The 16,291-nt window shown below is 73.8% G+C and carries 16 protein-coding genes; 13 read left to right on the top strand and 3 right to left on the bottom strand.

Translation table 11 applies throughout. From position 1 onward, the window contains the following. Positions 1–52: 52 nt before the first annotated feature. Positions 53–952: an aminotransferase class IV gene (locus ENKNEFLB_RS05620; protein WP_214058292.1), complete on the bottom strand. Its 900-nt coding sequence runs from the start codon at positions 950–952 to the stop codon at positions 53–55. Positions 953–987: 35 nt separating this feature from the next. After that, positions 988–1,725: a sulfotransferase-like domain-containing protein gene (locus ENKNEFLB_RS05625; protein WP_214058293.1), complete on the bottom strand. Its 738-nt coding sequence runs from the start codon at positions 1,723–1,725 to the stop codon at positions 988–990. Positions 1,726–1,792: 67 nt separating this feature from the next. Here ENKNEFLB_RS05625 and rnhA point away from each other — a divergent pair, with 67 nt between their 5' ends. The 12 genes from rnhA (at position 1,793) to ENKNEFLB_RS05685 (ending at position 13,888) form a co-directional block, all read left to right on the top strand. After that, complete coding sequence (rnhA, locus tag ENKNEFLB_RS05630) at positions 1,793–2,275, top strand: ribonuclease HI (RefSeq protein WP_214058294.1); 483 nt, start codon at positions 1,793–1,795, stop codon at positions 2,273–2,275. Between the two features lie 46 nt (positions 2,276–2,321). Next, a complete protein-coding gene (locus ENKNEFLB_RS05635) occupies positions 2,322–3,206 on the top strand; it encodes a GNAT family N-acetyltransferase (protein ID WP_214058295.1) in 885 nt (294 codons plus the stop codon). Between the two features lie 45 nt (positions 3,207–3,251). Then, positions 3,252–4,754, top strand: coding sequence for an IMP dehydrogenase (gene guaB, locus ENKNEFLB_RS05640; protein WP_214058296.1), 1,503 nt, complete (start codon positions 3,252–3,254; stop codon positions 4,752–4,754). Between the two features lie 30 nt (positions 4,755–4,784). After that, positions 4,785–5,891, top strand: coding sequence for a GuaB3 family IMP dehydrogenase-related protein (locus tag ENKNEFLB_RS05645; protein ID WP_214058297.1), 1,107 nt, complete (start codon positions 4,785–4,787; stop codon positions 5,889–5,891). After that, the gene (locus tag ENKNEFLB_RS05650) at positions 5,888–6,571 is read left to right on the top strand and encodes a haloacid dehalogenase type II (RefSeq protein ID WP_214058298.1); all 684 of its coding nucleotides are present in this window, start codon (positions 5,888–5,890) and stop codon (positions 6,569–6,571) included. Before ENKNEFLB_RS05645 ends, ENKNEFLB_RS05650 begins: the two co-directional genes overlap by 4 nt. Next, a complete protein-coding gene (locus ENKNEFLB_RS05655; RefSeq protein WP_214058299.1) occupies positions 6,571–7,422 on the top strand; it encodes a serine hydrolase in 852 nt (283 codons plus the stop codon). Before ENKNEFLB_RS05650 ends, ENKNEFLB_RS05655 begins: the two co-directional genes overlap by 1 nt. Positions 7,423–7,432: 10 nt before the next feature. Then, positions 7,433–8,551: an enolase C-terminal domain-like protein gene (locus tag ENKNEFLB_RS05660; protein ID WP_214058300.1), complete on the top strand. Its 1,119-nt coding sequence runs from the start codon at positions 7,433–7,435 to the stop codon at positions 8,549–8,551. Positions 8,552–8,553: 2 nt separating this feature from the next. Then, positions 8,554–9,198 carry a C40 family peptidase gene (locus tag ENKNEFLB_RS05665; RefSeq protein ID WP_214058301.1) on the top strand — a complete coding sequence of 215 codons (645 nt, stop codon included), beginning with the start codon at positions 8,554–8,556 and terminating at the stop codon, positions 9,196–9,198. A gap of 155 nt (positions 9,199–9,353) precedes the next feature. Continuing rightward, the gene (locus ENKNEFLB_RS05670; protein WP_214058302.1) at positions 9,354–10,979 is read left to right on the top strand and encodes a succinic semialdehyde dehydrogenase; all 1,626 of its coding nucleotides are present in this window, start codon (positions 9,354–9,356) and stop codon (positions 10,977–10,979) included. 19 nt (positions 10,980–10,998) lie between these two features. After that, a complete protein-coding gene (locus ENKNEFLB_RS05675) occupies positions 10,999–12,729 on the top strand; it encodes a GMC oxidoreductase (protein WP_214058303.1) in 1,731 nt (576 codons plus the stop codon). A 13-nt stretch (positions 12,730–12,742) separates the two neighbouring features. Further along, on the top strand, positions 12,743–13,582 hold the full coding sequence (locus ENKNEFLB_RS05680) for a sigma-70 family RNA polymerase sigma factor (RefSeq protein WP_214058304.1): 840 nt from the start codon (positions 12,743–12,745) through the stop codon (positions 13,580–13,582). Between the two features lie 69 nt (positions 13,583–13,651). Further along, positions 13,652–13,888 carry a hypothetical protein gene (locus ENKNEFLB_RS05685; RefSeq protein ID WP_214058305.1) on the top strand — a complete coding sequence of 79 codons (237 nt, stop codon included), beginning with the start codon at positions 13,652–13,654 and terminating at the stop codon, positions 13,886–13,888. A 34-nt stretch (positions 13,889–13,922) separates the two neighbouring features. On the opposite strand, the gene ENKNEFLB_RS05690 is transcribed toward ENKNEFLB_RS05685, so the two are convergent. Further along, positions 13,923–14,381: a hypothetical protein gene (locus tag ENKNEFLB_RS05690; protein WP_214058306.1), complete on the bottom strand. Its 459-nt coding sequence runs from the start codon at positions 14,379–14,381 to the stop codon at positions 13,923–13,925. 289 nt (positions 14,382–14,670) lie between these two features. Here ENKNEFLB_RS05690 and guaA point away from each other — a divergent pair, with 289 nt between their 5' ends. Then, positions 14,671–16,254, top strand: coding sequence for a glutamine-hydrolyzing GMP synthase (gene guaA, locus ENKNEFLB_RS05695; protein ID WP_214058307.1), 1,584 nt, complete (start codon positions 14,671–14,673; stop codon positions 16,252–16,254). Positions 16,255–16,291: the final 37 nt, after the last annotated feature.

Here is a 16,291-nt window from a genome sequence, read left to right on the forward strand (position 1 = left end):
GCGGCCCTCCTGACCTGCTTCTCATGACACGAACGCCGGGGTGCGGGTGGCCTCAGACGACGAGCGTGCCCTCGACGGCGGTGCGGGCGGCGTACGCCTCGGCGATCTCGGTGCCGACCGGGCCGCGGGCGCCGGTGCCGATGCGGCGCCCGTCGACCGAGACGACCGGGGTGACGCCGCCCATCGTGCCGGTCACGAAGACCTCGTCGGCGTTGACCAGGTCGACCAGGGAGTAGTCGCCGACCCGGGCCTCCCGGCCGGCGGCCGCGCAGATCTCGAGCACGGTCTCGCGGGTGATGCCCTCGGGGCAGGCGCGGGTGGTGCTGGTGTGCACGACGCCGTCGGTGACGTGGAAGACGTGGGTCGCGTTGGTCTCGGCCACGAACCCTGCGTCGTCCAGCATCAGCGCGTCGTCGGCGCCGGCGACGTTGGCCTCGATCTTGGCCATGATCGAGGTCAGCAGGTTGTTGTGGTGGATCTTGGGATCCAGGGAGTCGGCGCGGTGGCGGCGCACCGAGCTGGTGACCAGGGTGATGCCGGTGTCGTCGTAGACCGGTGACTTGAACTCGGCCAGGACGATCAGGGTCGGGCCCGCGGTGTTCAGCCGCGGGTCCATCCCGCTGGTCAGCTTCACGCCGCGGGTCAGCGTGAGACGCACGTGCACGTCGTCGGTCATCGCGTTGGCCGCCAGGACCGCGCGCAGCCGCTCCTCGAGGACCTCGGCGGCGGGGATCTCGGTGAAGGCCAGGGCGTGGGCGGAGCGGCGCAGCCGGGCGAGGTGCTCGGTGAGCTTGAAGATCCGTCCGCGGTGCAGCCGCAGTCCCTCCCACACCGCGTCCCCGCCCTGGACGACCGAGTCGAACGGGCTGATCCCGGCCCGGTCGCGGTGCACCAGGGTGTCGTCGATGCCGACCATGAGGTCGCGGTTGCGCTCGTCGTACTGCTGCAGCATCTGTGTTCCTCAGGGGGTCGTGGGGGCGTCGGGGGTCAGGCGGTACGGCGCCAGCGCGTCGTAGTAGGGCCCCGGCAGCGCTCGAGGAGCGGGCGCAGCCGCTCCGGCAGGGGGTCGGTGCCGCCGGGGGAGTCGGTGGCGAAGCCGGTCGAGGCCTCGACACCGGCGTACCAGTGCGGGGCCCAGACGCCGTCGGAGTCGCGTGGGCCGGCCGGCCAGGCGAGCATCGCCTCGTCGAAGGCGAGCCCGAGAGCCGCGCACAGCAGCCCGAGCGTGCCGCGGGGATCGCGCAGGACGTCGGCGGCGTCGACGACGGGACCGCCGTGGGCCTCGAACAGCGCGACCTGCTGGGGGAGCCCGAGGTCCTCGAGCGTCGGCTCGTCGCGGACCTTGGCGTACGACGTCAGCACCCGCTCGGGGTCGCGGACCAGGAAGGCGTGCCGCAGACCGTCCAGCGGGCCGCCCGGCCCGGCGGGGACGAAGCCCGGGAGCAGGTGGTGGGTCATGTGCTTCTGGTACTGCACCGGCGTCGCCAGCGGCCCGCCGACGAGGTCGGCCAGGACCACGGCCGGGTCGGTGGGCTGGGAGGCGACCACTTCCTCGCGGCCGGGGTGGTCGAGCCCGGTGACGGCGAGGTACGCGGCGTACAGCGGCTCGTCCACGACCGTGCAGTCGGCGCGGTTCTCGAAGCTGCGCATCATCGCGGTCGACAGGTTGCGCGGCCCGGACCACATCGCGATCCGGACGGCGTCGGCGTTCCCGGGACGGCTCACGCGGCCATCCTGCCTGCCGCGGACGCCGGCCGACGGCGCGACCCGTGCGTGTCCTAGCGTGCAGCCCGTGGACGAGGTCGTGGTGGTGCACACCGATGGCGCGTGCGTGCCCAACCCCGGGCCCGGGGGCTGGGGCGCGCTGCTGCAGACCGGCCGGCACGAGCTCGAGCTCTGTGGCGGCGAGGCCGGCACGACCACCAACAACCGGATGGAGCTGATGGCGCCGATCGCGGCGCTGGAGACGCTGACCCGCCGGGTGACGGTGCACCTGCACACCGACAGCACCTACGTCCGCAACGGGATCACGACGTGGCTGGCCGGCTGGGAGCGCAACGGCTGGCTCACCTCGGCCAAGGAGCCGGTGAAGAACCGCGACCTCTGGCAGCGGCTGCGCGCGGCCGAGCTGCAGCACGACGTCACCTGGTTCTGGGTCAAGGGCCACGCCGGCAACGCGGGCAACGAGCGCGCCGACCGGCTCGCCGCGAGGGGCCTCACCGAGGCCGTGGCCTCGGACAGGGCCGCGCGGGCGACGGATGTGTCGTCCGCGTAACACGACCGATCCTTCCCGGCAACGTCGCGCTGACAGCATCGCTCCCATGCTGTGGCGCGTACGGACCAACCTCCCCGACCGGCCCGGGACCCTGGCCGCGCTCGCCCGCACCTGCGGCGAGGCCGAGGTCGACATCCGGCGGATCCAGGTCTTCCCCGGGCCGAACGTGGGACCGGTGACCGACGAGCTCGTGCTCGACGCGCCGGACGGGCTCGACGAGGCCGCGATCACCGCGCTGGTGGTGGGGGCGGGCGGTGACCGCGTGCTGGCACTGCCGTGCAGCGAGGCCGCGCTCGACGACCAGCCCACGCGCTACGTCGAGGCCGCGCGCGCCGTGATCGCGCAGCCGGCCTCCTTCCCGGACGTGGTGGCGCGTCTGTTCGACGCCGGTGCCGACGTCGACGAGGGCGCCGCCGACGTGATGGAGCTGCGCGTGGGCGAGGTCCGGGTGCAGGTGCGCCGACCGGCCCCGTTCACCCCGACCGAGCGTGAGCGCGGGCTGGCGATGGCCGCCCTGGTCAGCGACGTCCTGGGGCGCGAGCGCAGCACCGGGGCGAGCCGGCGGATCGGCGCCGGGGCGACCGTCGCCTACGTCGCGCTGGAGACCGCCGTGCAGGCCCGGGCCGACGAGGTCGTGGTCGGTGAGGCCCGCCTGCTGCCGGTCTCCCTGGACGCGCCCGGGACCCGCGAGGTCGACCTCGAGGTCGACGTGTCCTGGCAGCGGCGCGGCATCGGCACCCGGCTCCTCGGCGACGTGGCGCGGCTGGCCCGCCGGATCGGCGCCGAGGAGCTGCTGGTGCGCACCCGCGCCGACAACCAGGCCGTGATGCCGATGGTGCTCTCGGCGGGCATGCGGGGACGGATCCGGATGGCCGGCGACGAGCTGACCGTCCGCATCCCGCTGCGTGACGTACGTCCCCTCGCCGGCTGACCTCGGGCGGCGAGGGAGTCCCTCCCAGGCGTCTACGATGGACGGGTGGAGCTCCCGGAGAAGTTCGAGGCCCTCGGGCTGACCTACGACGACGTCCTGCTGCTGCCCGGTCACTCCGACCTGGCCCCCTCGGAGATCGACACGACCTCGCGGCTGACCCGCGAGATCTCGCTCCGGGTGCCGCTGGTGAGCGCGGCGATGGACACCGTCACCGAGTCGCGGATGGCGATCGCGATGGCCCGCGAGGGCGGTCTCGGGGTGCTGCACCGCAACCTGTCGATTGTGGACCAGGCCTACCAGGTCGACCTCGTCAAGCGGACCCAGACCGGGATCATCTCGAACCCCGTCGTGATCGGCCCCGACGAGACGCTGGAGGAGCTCGACCGGATCTGTGGGGAGTACCGCGTCTCCGGGATGCCCGTGGTCGACCCCGAGCGGCGCCTGCTCGGCATCATCACCAACCGCGACCTGCGCTTCACCCCGGTCGCGGAGTGGGCCACCACCAAGGTCGACGAGGTGATGACCCCGATGCCGCTGATCACCGGCCCGGTCGGGATCAGCCGCGACGAGGCGACCCTGCTGCTGCGCAAGCACAAGCGCGAGCGGCTGCCCCTGGTCGACGACCAGGGCCGGCTGGCCGGCCTGATCACCGTCAAGGACTTCGTGAAGTCCGAGCAGTTCCCGATGGCCTCCAACGACGCGCACGGCCGGCTGATGGTGGGTGCCGCGATCGGCTACTTCGGCGACGCCTGGCTGCGGGCCACGACCCTGGTCGAGGCCGGGGTCGACGTGCTGGTCGCCGACACCGCGCACGGCAACGTACGCCTGCTGCTCGACATGGTGGCCCGGCTCAAGAGCGACCCCGCCACCCGCCACGTCCAGGTGATCGGGGGCAACGTCGCCACCCGCGAGGGGGCGCAGGCGTTCGTCGACGCCGGGGCCGACGCGGTCAAGGTCGGGGTCGGCCCGGGCTCGATCTGCACCACCCGCGTGGTCACCGGGGTGGGCGTGCCCCAGGTCACCGCGGTGCACGACGCCTCGCTGGCCTGCAAGCCGGCCGGCGTGCCGGTGATCGCCGACGGCGGGATGAAGTACTCCGGCGAGATCGCCAAGGCCCTGGTCGCCGGGGCCGACGCGGTCATGGTCGGCTCCCTGCTCGCCGGCTGCGACGAGTCGCCGGGCGACCTGATCTTCGTCAACGGCAAGCAGTACAAGACCTACCGCGGGATGGGCTCGCTCGGTGCGATGTCGAGCCGCAACAAGAAGTCGTACTCCAAGGACCGCTACTTCCAGGCCGAGGTGGCCAGCGACGACCAGATCGTGCCCGAGGGCATCGAGGGTCAGGTCGCCTACCGGGGCCCGTTGTCGGCGGTGGCCCACCAGCTGATCGGCGGGCTGAACCAGTCGATGTTCTACGTCGGCGCCCGCACCGTGCCCGAGCTCCAGGACAAGGGCCGCTTCGTCCGGATCACGCAGGCCTCCCTGCAGGAGAGCCACCCGCACGGCGTGCAGATGACGGTGGAGGCGCCGAACTACACCGGTCGCTGAGCCTCGGGGCGTGCCACTAGGGTGGAGCGTGTGACCGAGATCGAGATCGGGCGCGCCAAGCGGGCCCGCCGCGCCTACTCCTTCGACGACATCGCGATCGTGCCCTCCCGGCGCACCCGCGACCCGGAGGAGGTCAGCGTCGACTGGCAGATCGACGCCTACCGCTTCGACATCCCCGTGCTGGCGGCGCCGATGGACTCCGTGATGTCGCCGGCGACCGCGATCGCGCTGGGTCGCCTCGGCGGCCTCGGCGTGCTCAACCTCGAGGGTCTCTGGACCCGCTACGAGGACCCCGAGCCGCTGCTCGAGGAGGTCGCCCAGCTGCGCGGCACCGAGGCGACCCGCCGGATGCAGGCGATCTACGCCGAGCCGGTGCAGCCCGAGCTGATCACCGAGCGGCTGCGCGAGGTGCGTGCCGCCGGGGTCACCGTGGCCGGGTCGCTGTCGCCCCAGCGCACCCAGGAGCTGTCCAAGGTCGTGGTCGACGCCGGCGTCGACATGTTCGTCATCCGTGGCACCACGGTCAGCGCCGAGCACGTCTCCAGCCAGGCGGAGCCGCTGAACCTCAAGGAGTTCATCTACGAGCTCGACGTGCCCGTCGTCGTCGGCGGGTGCGCCACCCACCAGGCGGCGCTGCACCTGATGCGCACCGGCGCCGCGGGCGTGCTCGTCGGCTTCGGCGGGGGCGCCGCGCACACCACGCGTACGGTCCTCGGGCTCGCCGTCCCGATGGCCTCCGCGGTCGCCGACGTGGCCGGCGCCCGTCGTGACTACCTCGACGAGTCCGGCGGCCGCTACGTGCACGTGATCGCCGACGGGTCGATCGGGATGTCCGGCGACGTCGCCAAGGCGATCGCCTGCGGCGCCGACGCCGTGATGGTCGGTTCGCCGCTGGCCCGGGCCACCGACGCACCGGGTCGCGGGTTCCACTGGGGCGCCGAGGCGCACCACGACGAGCTGCCCCGTGGCCAGCGGGTGGAGTTCGAGCAGGTCGGCACGCTGGAGGAGATCCTGTTCGGTCCCTCCCGGGTCGCCGACGGCACGATGAACCTGGTCGGCGCGCTGCGCCGGTCGATGGCCACCACCGGCTACACCGAGCTCAAGGAGTTCCAGCGCGTGGAGGTCGTCGCCACGTGAGCGGCGACGCCGGAGCGCCGCGGGTGGTCGTGCTCGACGTCAACGAGACGTTGTCCGACCTCACCCCGCTGCGCGCCCGGTTCGCCGAGGTCGGTGCCGACGAGGAGCTCGCCGCCACCTGGTTCGCCGCGGTGCTGCGCGAGGGCATGGCCCTGGCCGCCGTCGGCCAGCAGGCCGGCTTCGCCGAGATCGGCGCCCACGTGCTCGACGTGCTGCTGCCCGCGGACCTCACCCTGCAGCGCGGGGCCGCGGTCGACCACGTCCTGGCCGCGTTCTCCGCGCTGTCGGTGCACCCCGACGTGCCCGACGGCCTCCGGGCGCTGCGCGAGCAGGGCCTGCGGGTGGTGACGCTCAGCAACGGGGCGGCGTCGGTCGCGCAGGGGCTGCTGGAGCGCGCCGGGGTCGCCGACCTCGTCGAAGCCACGCTGTCGGTGGCCGACGCCGGCGTCTGGAAGCCGGCCGCGGCGGCGTACGCCCACGCGGTGGCCTGGTCGGGGGAGCCGGCCGGTGCCCACCTGCTCGTGGCGGTCCACCCCTGGGACGTGCACGGCGCGCAGCAGGCCGGCTGGTCGGGTGCCTGGGTGGACCGGTCCGGCACGACGCCGTACCCCGGCTACCTCGACGACCCGGTGCTCCGGGTGCACGACCTGACCGACCTCGCCGCCCGCCTGGCCGGCTGATGGAGCACGAGGGCGCGGGGACGCCGGGGACCTCCCGCACCGTCTCGGCGTGGCTGGGTGGCCTCGACGGCGGCACCTGGTGGGCCCGCGACGACCGCGAGCCGCACCTCGCAGCCAGCACGATGAAGCTGCCGGTCGCCGTCGCGGCCCTGCGCGCCCATGCGGCGGGCACCCTCGACCTCGACCGGGCGGTGGCGGTCCACGACGACTTCGCCTCCGTGGTGGCGGGGGAGCGGTTCACGATGGACGCCGACTACGACCAGGACCCCCGGACCTGGGCGGAGCGCGGGGGCACCGTGCCGCTGCGCGACCTGGTGCACCGGATGCTGGCCCACTCGGGCAACCTGGCCACGAACCTGGTGCTCGAGCAGGTCGGCGCCGCCGCGGTCGCCGCGGTGCTCGAGGAGGCCGGGTGCTCCGAGCGCACCGTGGTCGCGCGGGGCATCGAGGACGGGCCCGGACGCCGGGCCGGCCTCGAGAACGTCGTCACCGCCCGCGACCTCGGCCTGGTCCTCGTGGGTGCGGCCGACCACCGGCTGCTCGACCCCGTCTCGGCCCACGCCCTCGAGCGCGACCTGCTCGCCCAGGTCTTCCGGGACGGGATCCCGGCGGGCCTGCCGGCCGGTGTCACGGTCGCGAACAAGACCGGGTGGATCGGCGGGGTGAACCACGACGTCGCCCTGGTCCGCCCCGACGCCCACCCGCCCTTCGTGCTGGTGGTGCTGACCCGCCACGGCGCCTCGGAGCGCGAGGGCGAGCAGCTCGTGGCCGACGTGGCCTCGCGGGCCTGGGCCGCGCTCACCGAGCGGGCGGGCCGTCCGCTGCACCACGGCGACCCCGCTCCCTCGTGAGCGGCGTCTCGTGACCGGCGCCCGTGTCGTGGAGGTGCGCGCCGTGGCCGTCTCGGCGCCGCTGCACACCCCGTTCGTGACCGCGGTGCGTCGCACCACCACCGTCGACACGGTCGTGGTGACGGTGACCGACGACGACGGCGTGACCGGGTGGGGCGAGGCGCCGCAGGCGTGGCGGATCACCGGCGACTCCCTGGCCGGCACCACCGCCTGCGTGGAGGGCCCGGTCCGCGACGCCCTCGTCGGTGGCCCGGCGGACCCGAGGGAGGCCTGGCCACGGCTGGCCGGATGCGCGGTCGGCAACGCCGGCGCGAAGATGGCGGTCGACACCGCGCTGCACGACCTCGCGGCGCGGCGGGCCGGTGTGCCCCTGGCCGTCCACCTCGCGGCCCACCTCGGCGTCGCCGGGACCCCCGCGCCCGACCTGCGGGTGCCGACCGACGTGACGCTGGCCGCGGGGGAGCCGGCGGCGCTGGCCGCCGCCGCCCGGGACCGGGTGGCCGACGGCTTCGCCGTGCTCAAGATCAAGGTCGGCACGAGCGCCGCCACCGACGTGGCCCGGGTCCGGGCCGTCCGCGCGGCCGTCGGGCACGGGGTCGAGCTCCGCCTCGACGCCAACCAGGGCTGGGACGCCCGCAGCGCGGTCCGCGTCGTGCGCGAGCTGGAGGACGACGGGCTCGGCGTGACCCTGGTCGAGCAGCCCGTGCCCGCCCGGGACCACCTCGGGCTGGCCCACGTGCGCGCCCACGTCGACACCCCGGTGATGGCCGACGAGTCGCTGGTCGACCTCGAGGACCTGGTCTCGCTGGTCCGTCTCGGTGCCTGCGACGCCGTGAACGTCAAGCTGGCCAAGTGCGGCGGGCTGACCCCGGCGGCCGAGCTGCTGGAGGTGGCCGCCCGGCACGGGCTCGGCACGATGGTCGGCTCGATGATGGAGTCGCACCTCGGCGTCGGGGCCGCCGGGTCGCTGGTCGCGGCCGTCGGCACCACCTGGGGCGCCGACCTCGACGCGGGCTGGTGGGCGGCCGCGTCGCCGTACGTCGGTGGGCCCGCCTACCAGGGGCCGGTGCTGGTGCTTCCCGACGCCCCCGGTCTGGGTGTGACGGGCCTGGCCCTGCCAGGATCCTGAGCATGCCGCTGGTCGCCCGCACCCTCTGCCCGGTCCGCCGCACCCCCGACGCCGAGGGGGAGCAGGTGACCCAGCTGCTGCCCGACGAGCCGGTCGACGTCCTGGAGACCCTGGACGACTGGGCCCGGGTGGTCGCGCCCTGGCAGCCGTCGTCCCTCGACCCGGCCGGTTACCCCGGGTGGGTGCACACGGCCCACCTCGGTGAGGCCGACGAGGTCGACGCGCCCCCGGGGCCCGCGGAGGGCGGTAGCCCGGCGCGGGCCGACGGCGCCGCGCTGGTGGCGACCGCCTCGACCTACCTCGACACGCCCTACCTCTGGGGCGGGCTGAGCGCCGACGGCATCGACTGCTCCGGCCTGGTCCACCGGGTGGCCCGGACCGCCGGGCTGCGGGTGCCCCGGGACGCCTTCGACCAGGGCGACGCCCTCGAGCCGGTCGACCTCGACGCGGTGGAGGTCGGCGACCTCTACCTGTTCGCCCGCCCGGAGCGGCGGGTGCACCACGTCGGGTTCGTCGCCGCCCCGGCCCCGGCCCGCCGGATCCTGCACGCCCCCGACAGCGGGCCCGTGCGACGGGTCGTCGAGGAGGACCTCTCCCCGGAGCGCCTGGCCACGCTGGTCGGTGCGGTCCGGCTCCCGCCGAGATGACGCTCGCGGACAGCCGAGATGACGCTCGCGGCGCCTCGAGACGACGGTCGCGGACAGCTCGTCGCGGACCGGTTGACAAAAGAAGTCGACGTGTCCAGGACCACGGTGTTACCGAAGGGTAGATAAGGACCCCGGGCTCGGCATACTCTCGGTACATGAACGGTCAGAACCCCGCCGCGACTCCTGGTGACCCCGCCGTCGACGGCCCGCACGACCCGGAGCACGACCCGACCGCGTCCTACGCGCTCGAGCCCGACTACACCGAGGCGCTGACGCGCCGCGTGCTGGCCACGAGCGGGCGTACGGCGGCGGTCCACTCGCCGCTGGACGGCGCACCGCTGGCGCACGTCCCGCAGTCCGGCGACGAGGACGTCGCCGAGGCGTTCCGGCGCGCGAAGGTGGCTCAGGAGCAGTGGGCGCGTACCCCGCTCGAGCAGCGGTCCGAGGCGATGATGCGCCTGCACGACCTCATCCTGGACCGCCAGGACGAGATCATGGACCTGATCGTCCGTGAGTCCGGCAAGGCCCGCAAGCACGCGTTCGACGAGCCGCTGCACGTGGCGCTGACCGCCCGGTACTACGCCCGCACCGCCCGCCGGCACCTGCGCCCGCGCCGCGCCAGCGGCGTCGTTCCCGTGCTGACCCGGGTCGAGGTCAACCAGGTGCCCAAGGGCGTCGTCGGGATCATCTCGCCCTGGAACTACCCGTTCACGATGGCGCTCTGCGACGGGCTCCCCGCGCTGATGGCCGGCAACGCGGTGGTCTCGAAGCCGGACGCCCAGACCATGCTGAGCGCGCTCCTCGGGCTCGAGCTGCTCGAGCAGGCCGGCTTCCCCCGGGACCTGTGGCAGGTCGTCGCCGGCAAGGGGTCCGAGGTCGGCACCGCGATCATCGACCGCGCCGACTACGTCTGCTTCACCGGCTCGACGGCCACCGGCCGTACGGTCGCCCGGCGCTGCGCGGAGCGGCTGATCGGCTGCTCGCTGGAGCTCGGCGGGAAGAACCCGATGCTGGTCCTGCGCGACGCCGACCTCGAGAAGGCCGCCGAGGGAGCGGTGCGCGCGTCCTTCTCCAACGCCGGCCAGCTGTGCGTGGCGATGGAGCGGATGTTCGTCTCCGACCAGGTCTACGACCGGTTCGTGGAGCGCTTCGTGGCCCGCACCCAGGCGATGACGCTGGGCGCCTCGATGGACTGGGGCAACGACATGGGCTCGCTGATCTCGGCCGACCAGCTCGCGACCGTGGTCGCGCACGTCGACGACGCCGTGGCCAAGGGCGCCACCGTCCTGACCGGCGGGCGGCACCGCCCCGACCTCGGGCCGTACATGTTCGAGCCGACCATCCTCGAGGGCGTCACGCCCGAGATGACCTGCTTCGGCGACGAGACCTTCGGCCCGGTGATCGCCCTCTACCGCTTCCACGACGAGGCCGACGCGGTGGCCCGTGCCAACGCCGGCGGCTACGGCCTGAACGCCGCGATCTACAGCCAGGACGGCGCCCGCGCCCGGCAGCTGGCCTCGGAGATCCGGTGCGGGACCGTCAACGTCAACGAGGCGTTCGCGGCCACCTTCGCCTCGATCGACGCCCCGATGGGCGGCATGCGCCAGTCCGGCATGGGCCGTCGCCAGGGCGCCGAGGGCGTGCACCGCTTCACCGAGACCCAGGCGGTCGCCAGCCAGCGGCTGCTCCGCTTCGCGCCCCAGTTCGGCATGTCCGACCAGGCGTACGCCGGCGCGATGACGGCGAACCTGCGCCTGCTCAAGAAGCTGGGGCGGGCCTGAGATGACCGGGAGGACCGCCATGGGGGCCGGGACGCGTGAGTCGTTCGACTACGACGTGCTGGTGGTCGGCTCCGGCTTCGGGGGCTCGGTCACCGCGCTCCGGCTGACCGAGAAGGGCTACCGCGTCGGCGTGCTCGAGGCCGGCCCGCGCTTCGAGGACGACGACTTCGCCGAGACGTCGTGGGACGTCAAGAAGTACCTCTTCCGTCCCGAGGTCGGCTGCTACGGCATCCAGCGCATCGACGCGCTGGCCGACTGCATGATCGTCTCCGGCGCCGGGGTCGGCGGCGGGTCCCTGGTCTACGCCAACACGCTCTACGAGCCGCTCCAGCCGTTCTTCGAGGACCCGCAGTGGTCCCACATCACCGACTGGCGCGCCGAGCTCGCCCCGTTCTACGACCAGGCCAAGCGGATGCTCGGCGTGGTCGACAACCCGCTGCGCACCCCGGCCGACGACGTGATGGAGAAGGTCGCCAGCGAGATGGGCGTGGCCGAGACCTTCCACCCCACCCCGGTCGGGGTGTTCTTCGCCGGGCCCGACGAGGAGCAGGGCCAGGAGGTGGCGGACCCGTACTTCGGTGGCGCCGGGCCTGCGCGCAACAGCTGCATCGGCTGCGGGTCGTGCATGAGCGGCTGCCGCCACAACGCCAAGAACACCCTGGTCAAGAACTACCTCTACCTCGCCGAGCAGAACGGCGCGAAGGTGATGCCGTTGACGACCGTCACCCGGGTCGCCCCGCGCGACGGTGGCGGGTACGACGTCGACGTCCGCTACACCAAGGCGAAGCTGCCCAGCCGGGGCGCCCGCCGCACCCTCACCGCCGGGCAGGTCGTCTTCTCCGCCTCCGCGCTCGGCACGCAGCGGCTGCTGCACCGGATGCGCGACGAGGGCCACCTCCCGCGGATCTCCTCGCGGCTCGGCCAGCTCTCGCGCACCAACTCGGAGTCGATCCTGGGCGCGATCGCGCCGGACACCGAGATCGACTACAGCCAGGGCATCGCGATCACCTCCAGCTTCCACCCCGACGCCGACACCCACGTCGAGCCGTGCCGCTACGGCCCGGGCAGCAACTTCATGTCGCTGATGCAGACCGTGCTCACCGACGGCGACGGGCCGCTGCCCCGGTGGCGGACCTGGCTGAACGAGGTCTGGCACCAGCGCTCGAGCCTGCGCGACCTCTACGACCTGCAGCACTGGTCGGAGCGGACCGTCATCGCCCTGGTGATGCAGAGCCTGGACAACTCGATCACGACCTACACCAAGCGGGTCCCGGGCACCCGCAGGCGGTACATGACCTCCAAGCAGGGCCACGGCGTGCCGAACCCGACCTGGATCCCGGTCGGCAACACCGCGGTGCGCCTGATGGCCAAGGTGATGGGCGGTGTCGCCGGCGGCTCGATCGGCGAGCCGTTCAACCGCCCGCTGACCGCGCACTTCATCGGCGGCTGCACGATCGGGGACTCGTCCGAGACCGGCGTGATCGACCCGTACCAGCGGATGTACGGCCACCCCGGCCTGCACGTGGTCGACGGCTCGGCGGTGACCGCGAACCTCGGGGTCAACCCGTCGCTGACGATCACCGCCCAGGCCGAGCGCGCCGTGTCGCTGTGGCCCAACAAGGGCGAGGCCGACCCGCGGCCGGCGCTGGGCGAGGAGTACGTCCGGCTCGACCCGGTCGCGCCCCGGTCGCCGGTCGTGCCGCACGACGCGCCGGGGGCGCTGCGGCTTCCGATCGTCGGGGTCTCCTGACGGAGGGGGAGCCGTGGACGACCGCACCGCCGCGTTCGAGCGGGAGCGGCCGCGGCTGAGCGCGATCGCCGCGCGGGTGCTCGGAGACCGGGCCGGCGCCGAGGACGTCGTGCAGCAGGCGTGGCTGCGCCTGGACGCCACGGACGTCGTCGTCGAGAACCTGCCGGCGTGGCTCACGACGGTGACCACCCGGCTGTGCCTGGACCGGCTCCGGGCCCGCACGCCCGAGCCCCGGGAGGACCTGGCGGCGCCGGGGACGGCGCCCGACCCCGCCGACGAGGCGGTGCTCGCCGACACCGTGGGTGCCGCGCTGCAGGTGGTGCTCGACCGGCTGTCCCCCGGTGAGCGGGTCGCGTTCGTGCTGCACGACAGCTTCGGTGTCGACTTCCCGGCGATCGCCACCGTCCTGGACACCACGCCGGCCGCGGCGCGCAAGCTGGCGTCCCGCGCCCGGGCCAAGGTCCGCGGGTCCGAGCCCGGCGCGCGGCCGGCCGACTGGGAGGTCGTGGACGCGTTCATGGCGGCCGCCCGGGAGGGCGACCTCGCGGGGCTCGTACGACTGCTCGCGCCGGACGCGGAGGTGGCCGCCGACAGCGCCGCGGTGCTGGCCGGGACCCCGGAGCGGATCAGCGGTCGGCAGGAGGTGGCGGCGTTCTTCGACGGCAGCGCCGCCTCGGCGCTGCCGGTCCAGCACGGGGACCGGCCCGGCGCCGCGTGGTTCCACCGTGGGGAGGCACGGGTGCTCTTCGACTTCACCGTCACCGACGGCGTGGTGCAGCAGATCACCTTCCGTGCCGACCCGGGTGCCCTGGCGCGACTGGTGCGCCGCGACGGCGAGCACCAGCGCGGCTGAGCCCGTCACGAATCCCGGCCGTCGGACGTCAAGGACGTGTCAGCACCACTCACGAGCGAGGACCCGACCATGAAGACCATGACCTGCCGCCAGCTGGGCGGCCCCTGCGACCTGGCCCACCACGGGGAGACCGCCGACGACGTCATCAACGCCCAGGACGCGCACCTGAAGGAGGCGGAGCGCGCCGGCGACGCCACGCACCAGGAGGCGCGGGACGCCATGAAGGGTCGGTGGCGGCGTCCCAGGAAGTCCCTCGACTGGTACCGCGGCACCAAGGAGGCCTTCGCGGCGCTGCCGGACGACTGACGCGCGTCGCCACGCGGGCCGGACGGCCGGTTGGTCAGCCCAGGGCGGCCAGCAGGTCGGCCTTCGGCTTGTTCGACATCCCGGTCAGGCCGCGCTCGCGCGCCTCGGCGCGCAGCCGGGCGACGGTCCAGGACGCGTCGGGCGTGGGCCGCGCCGCGGACGCGGCGGTGGGCTCCTCAGCGGCCGCCGCCGTCTCCGGGGTCTGCGCGGTCTCCGGCTCGGCCGGCGGAGCGGACGCAGGAGCGGCGGACCGCTTCGCGAGCTTCTTCTCCAGCTTGGCGTTCTTCTTCCTCGCCGCCGCGGCCTCGGCGCGGGCCTCCCTGGCCTGCTCCTTGAGCGCGGCGGACTTCGCCTGGGCGCGCTCGAGCCTGCCCTCCAGCGACGCGACGGTGGCCTTGAGCTGCTTGACCTCCTTGCCCGGCTTCACGGTCTTGCCCGGCTTCACGGCCTTGTCGGACCTGGCGGACTTCGCGGACTTCTTCTTCGTGGCCACGGGGGCCTCCTCTGCTGGGTGGAGCCCCATCATGCCCGTGCGCGGAGACCCCGGACGCCGCGTGACCCCGGCGGGTGTGCCTCGTTGAGGAGGTCGTACCCGGGCGTCACACCGCTCCCTCCGGCTCCACCGGCCCCGGGTACGCCCCCGGTCCCTCGTGGCACCGGGATGCGCAGGGCCCGGCCGTACCTCCCTCCCCGGCCGGGCCCGCCTGCGTCTCCGGCCGATACGATGTCGGCTCCGTCGGACCCCGTCGGACCGCACTGACCCGCACGTCGAGAGGGCCCGGATGACGCACGCGACCGACCACGACCTGGTGCTGGTGGTGGACTACGGGGCGCAGTACGCGCAGCTGATCGCCCGCCGCGTGCGCGAGGCGAAGGTCTACTCCGAGATCGTGCCCCACACGATGCCGGTGGAGGAGATGCTGGCCCGCAACCCGAAGGCGGTCATCCTCTCCGGCGGACCGTCCTCGGTCTACGAGCCCGGCGCGCCGCAGCTCGACGGTGCGCTGGTCGACGGCCGGGTCCCGGTCTTCGGCATCTGCTACGGCTTCATGGCGATGGCCGCCGCGCTCGGCGGGACCGTCTCGCGCACCGGCCAGCGCGAGTACGGGCGTACGCAGGTCTCGGTGCTCGAGGCCGGCACCCTGCTCCAGGGCGTGCCCGAGCAGCTCGTGTCCTGGATGTCGCACGGAGACGAGGTGACGATCGCCCCCGAGGGCTTCACCGTCAACGCCCGCTCGCCCCGCGCCACGGTCGCCGCCTTCGAGGACGTCGAGCGCAAGATCGCCGGCGTGCAGTGGCACCCCGAGGTGATGCACTCCGAGCACGGCCAGGCCGTCCTCGAGCACTTCCTGCACGACATCGCCGGCTGCCGCCCGACCTGGACGATGGTCAACATCGTCGAGGAGCAGGTCGAGGCGATCCGGGAGCAGATCGGCGACCGGGGCAAGGCCATCTGCGGGCTCTCCGGCGGCGTCGACTCGGCCGTCGCGGCCGCGCTGGTGCAGCGCGCCATCGGCGACCGGCTGACCTGCGTCTACGTCGACCACGGCCTGATGCGGCAGGGCGAGACCGAGCAGATCGAGCGCGACTTCGTCGCCGCCACCGGCGCCGACCTGGTCGTCGTCGACGCCGAGGAGCGCTTCCTCGGCGCGCTGGCCGGGGTCAGCGACCCCGAGGAGAAGCGCAAGATCATCGGCCGCGAGTTCATCCGCGTCTTCGAGGCCGCCGAGGTCGACGTCCTCGGCGACGCCGTGACCGGCGAGGACGCCGACACCGTGGCCTTCCTGGTCCAGGGCACGCTCTACCCCGACGTCGTGGAGTCCGGCGGGGGAGCGGGCACCTCGACGATCAAGAGCCACCACAACGTCGGCGGCCTGCCCGACGACCTGCGCTTCGAGCTCGTCGAGCCGCTGCGCACGCTGTTCAAGGACGAGGTGCGCCTGGTCGGCGAGCAGCTCGGCCTGCCGGCCGACCTGGTCTGGCGCCACCCGTTCCCCGGCCCCGGGCTCGGCATCCGGATCGTCGGCGAGGTCACCAAGGAGCGCCTGGACATCCTGCGCGCGGCCGACGCCATCGCCCGCGAGGAGCTCACCGCCGCCGGCCTCGACCGCGACATCTGGCAGTTCCCGGTCGTCCTGCTGGGCGACGTCCGCTCGGTCGGCGTCCAGGGCGACGGGCGGACGTACGGCCACCCGATCGTGCTGCGGCCGGTCACCAGCGAGGACGCGATGACCGCCGACTGGGCGCGACTGCCCTACGAGGTGCTGGAGAAGATCTCGACGCGGATCACCAACGAGGTCGACGAGGTCAACCGGGTGGCGCTGGACATCACCAGCAAGCCGCCGGGGACGATCGAGTGGGAGTGACCCCGGTGCCTTGACTCAGGGCGCAACAGTGCGCCGC

The sequence above is a fragment of the Nocardioides aquaticus genome (genome assembly GCF_018459925.1).
GTDB lineage: Bacteria > Actinomycetota > Actinomycetes > Propionibacteriales > Nocardioidaceae > Nocardioides > Nocardioides aquaticus.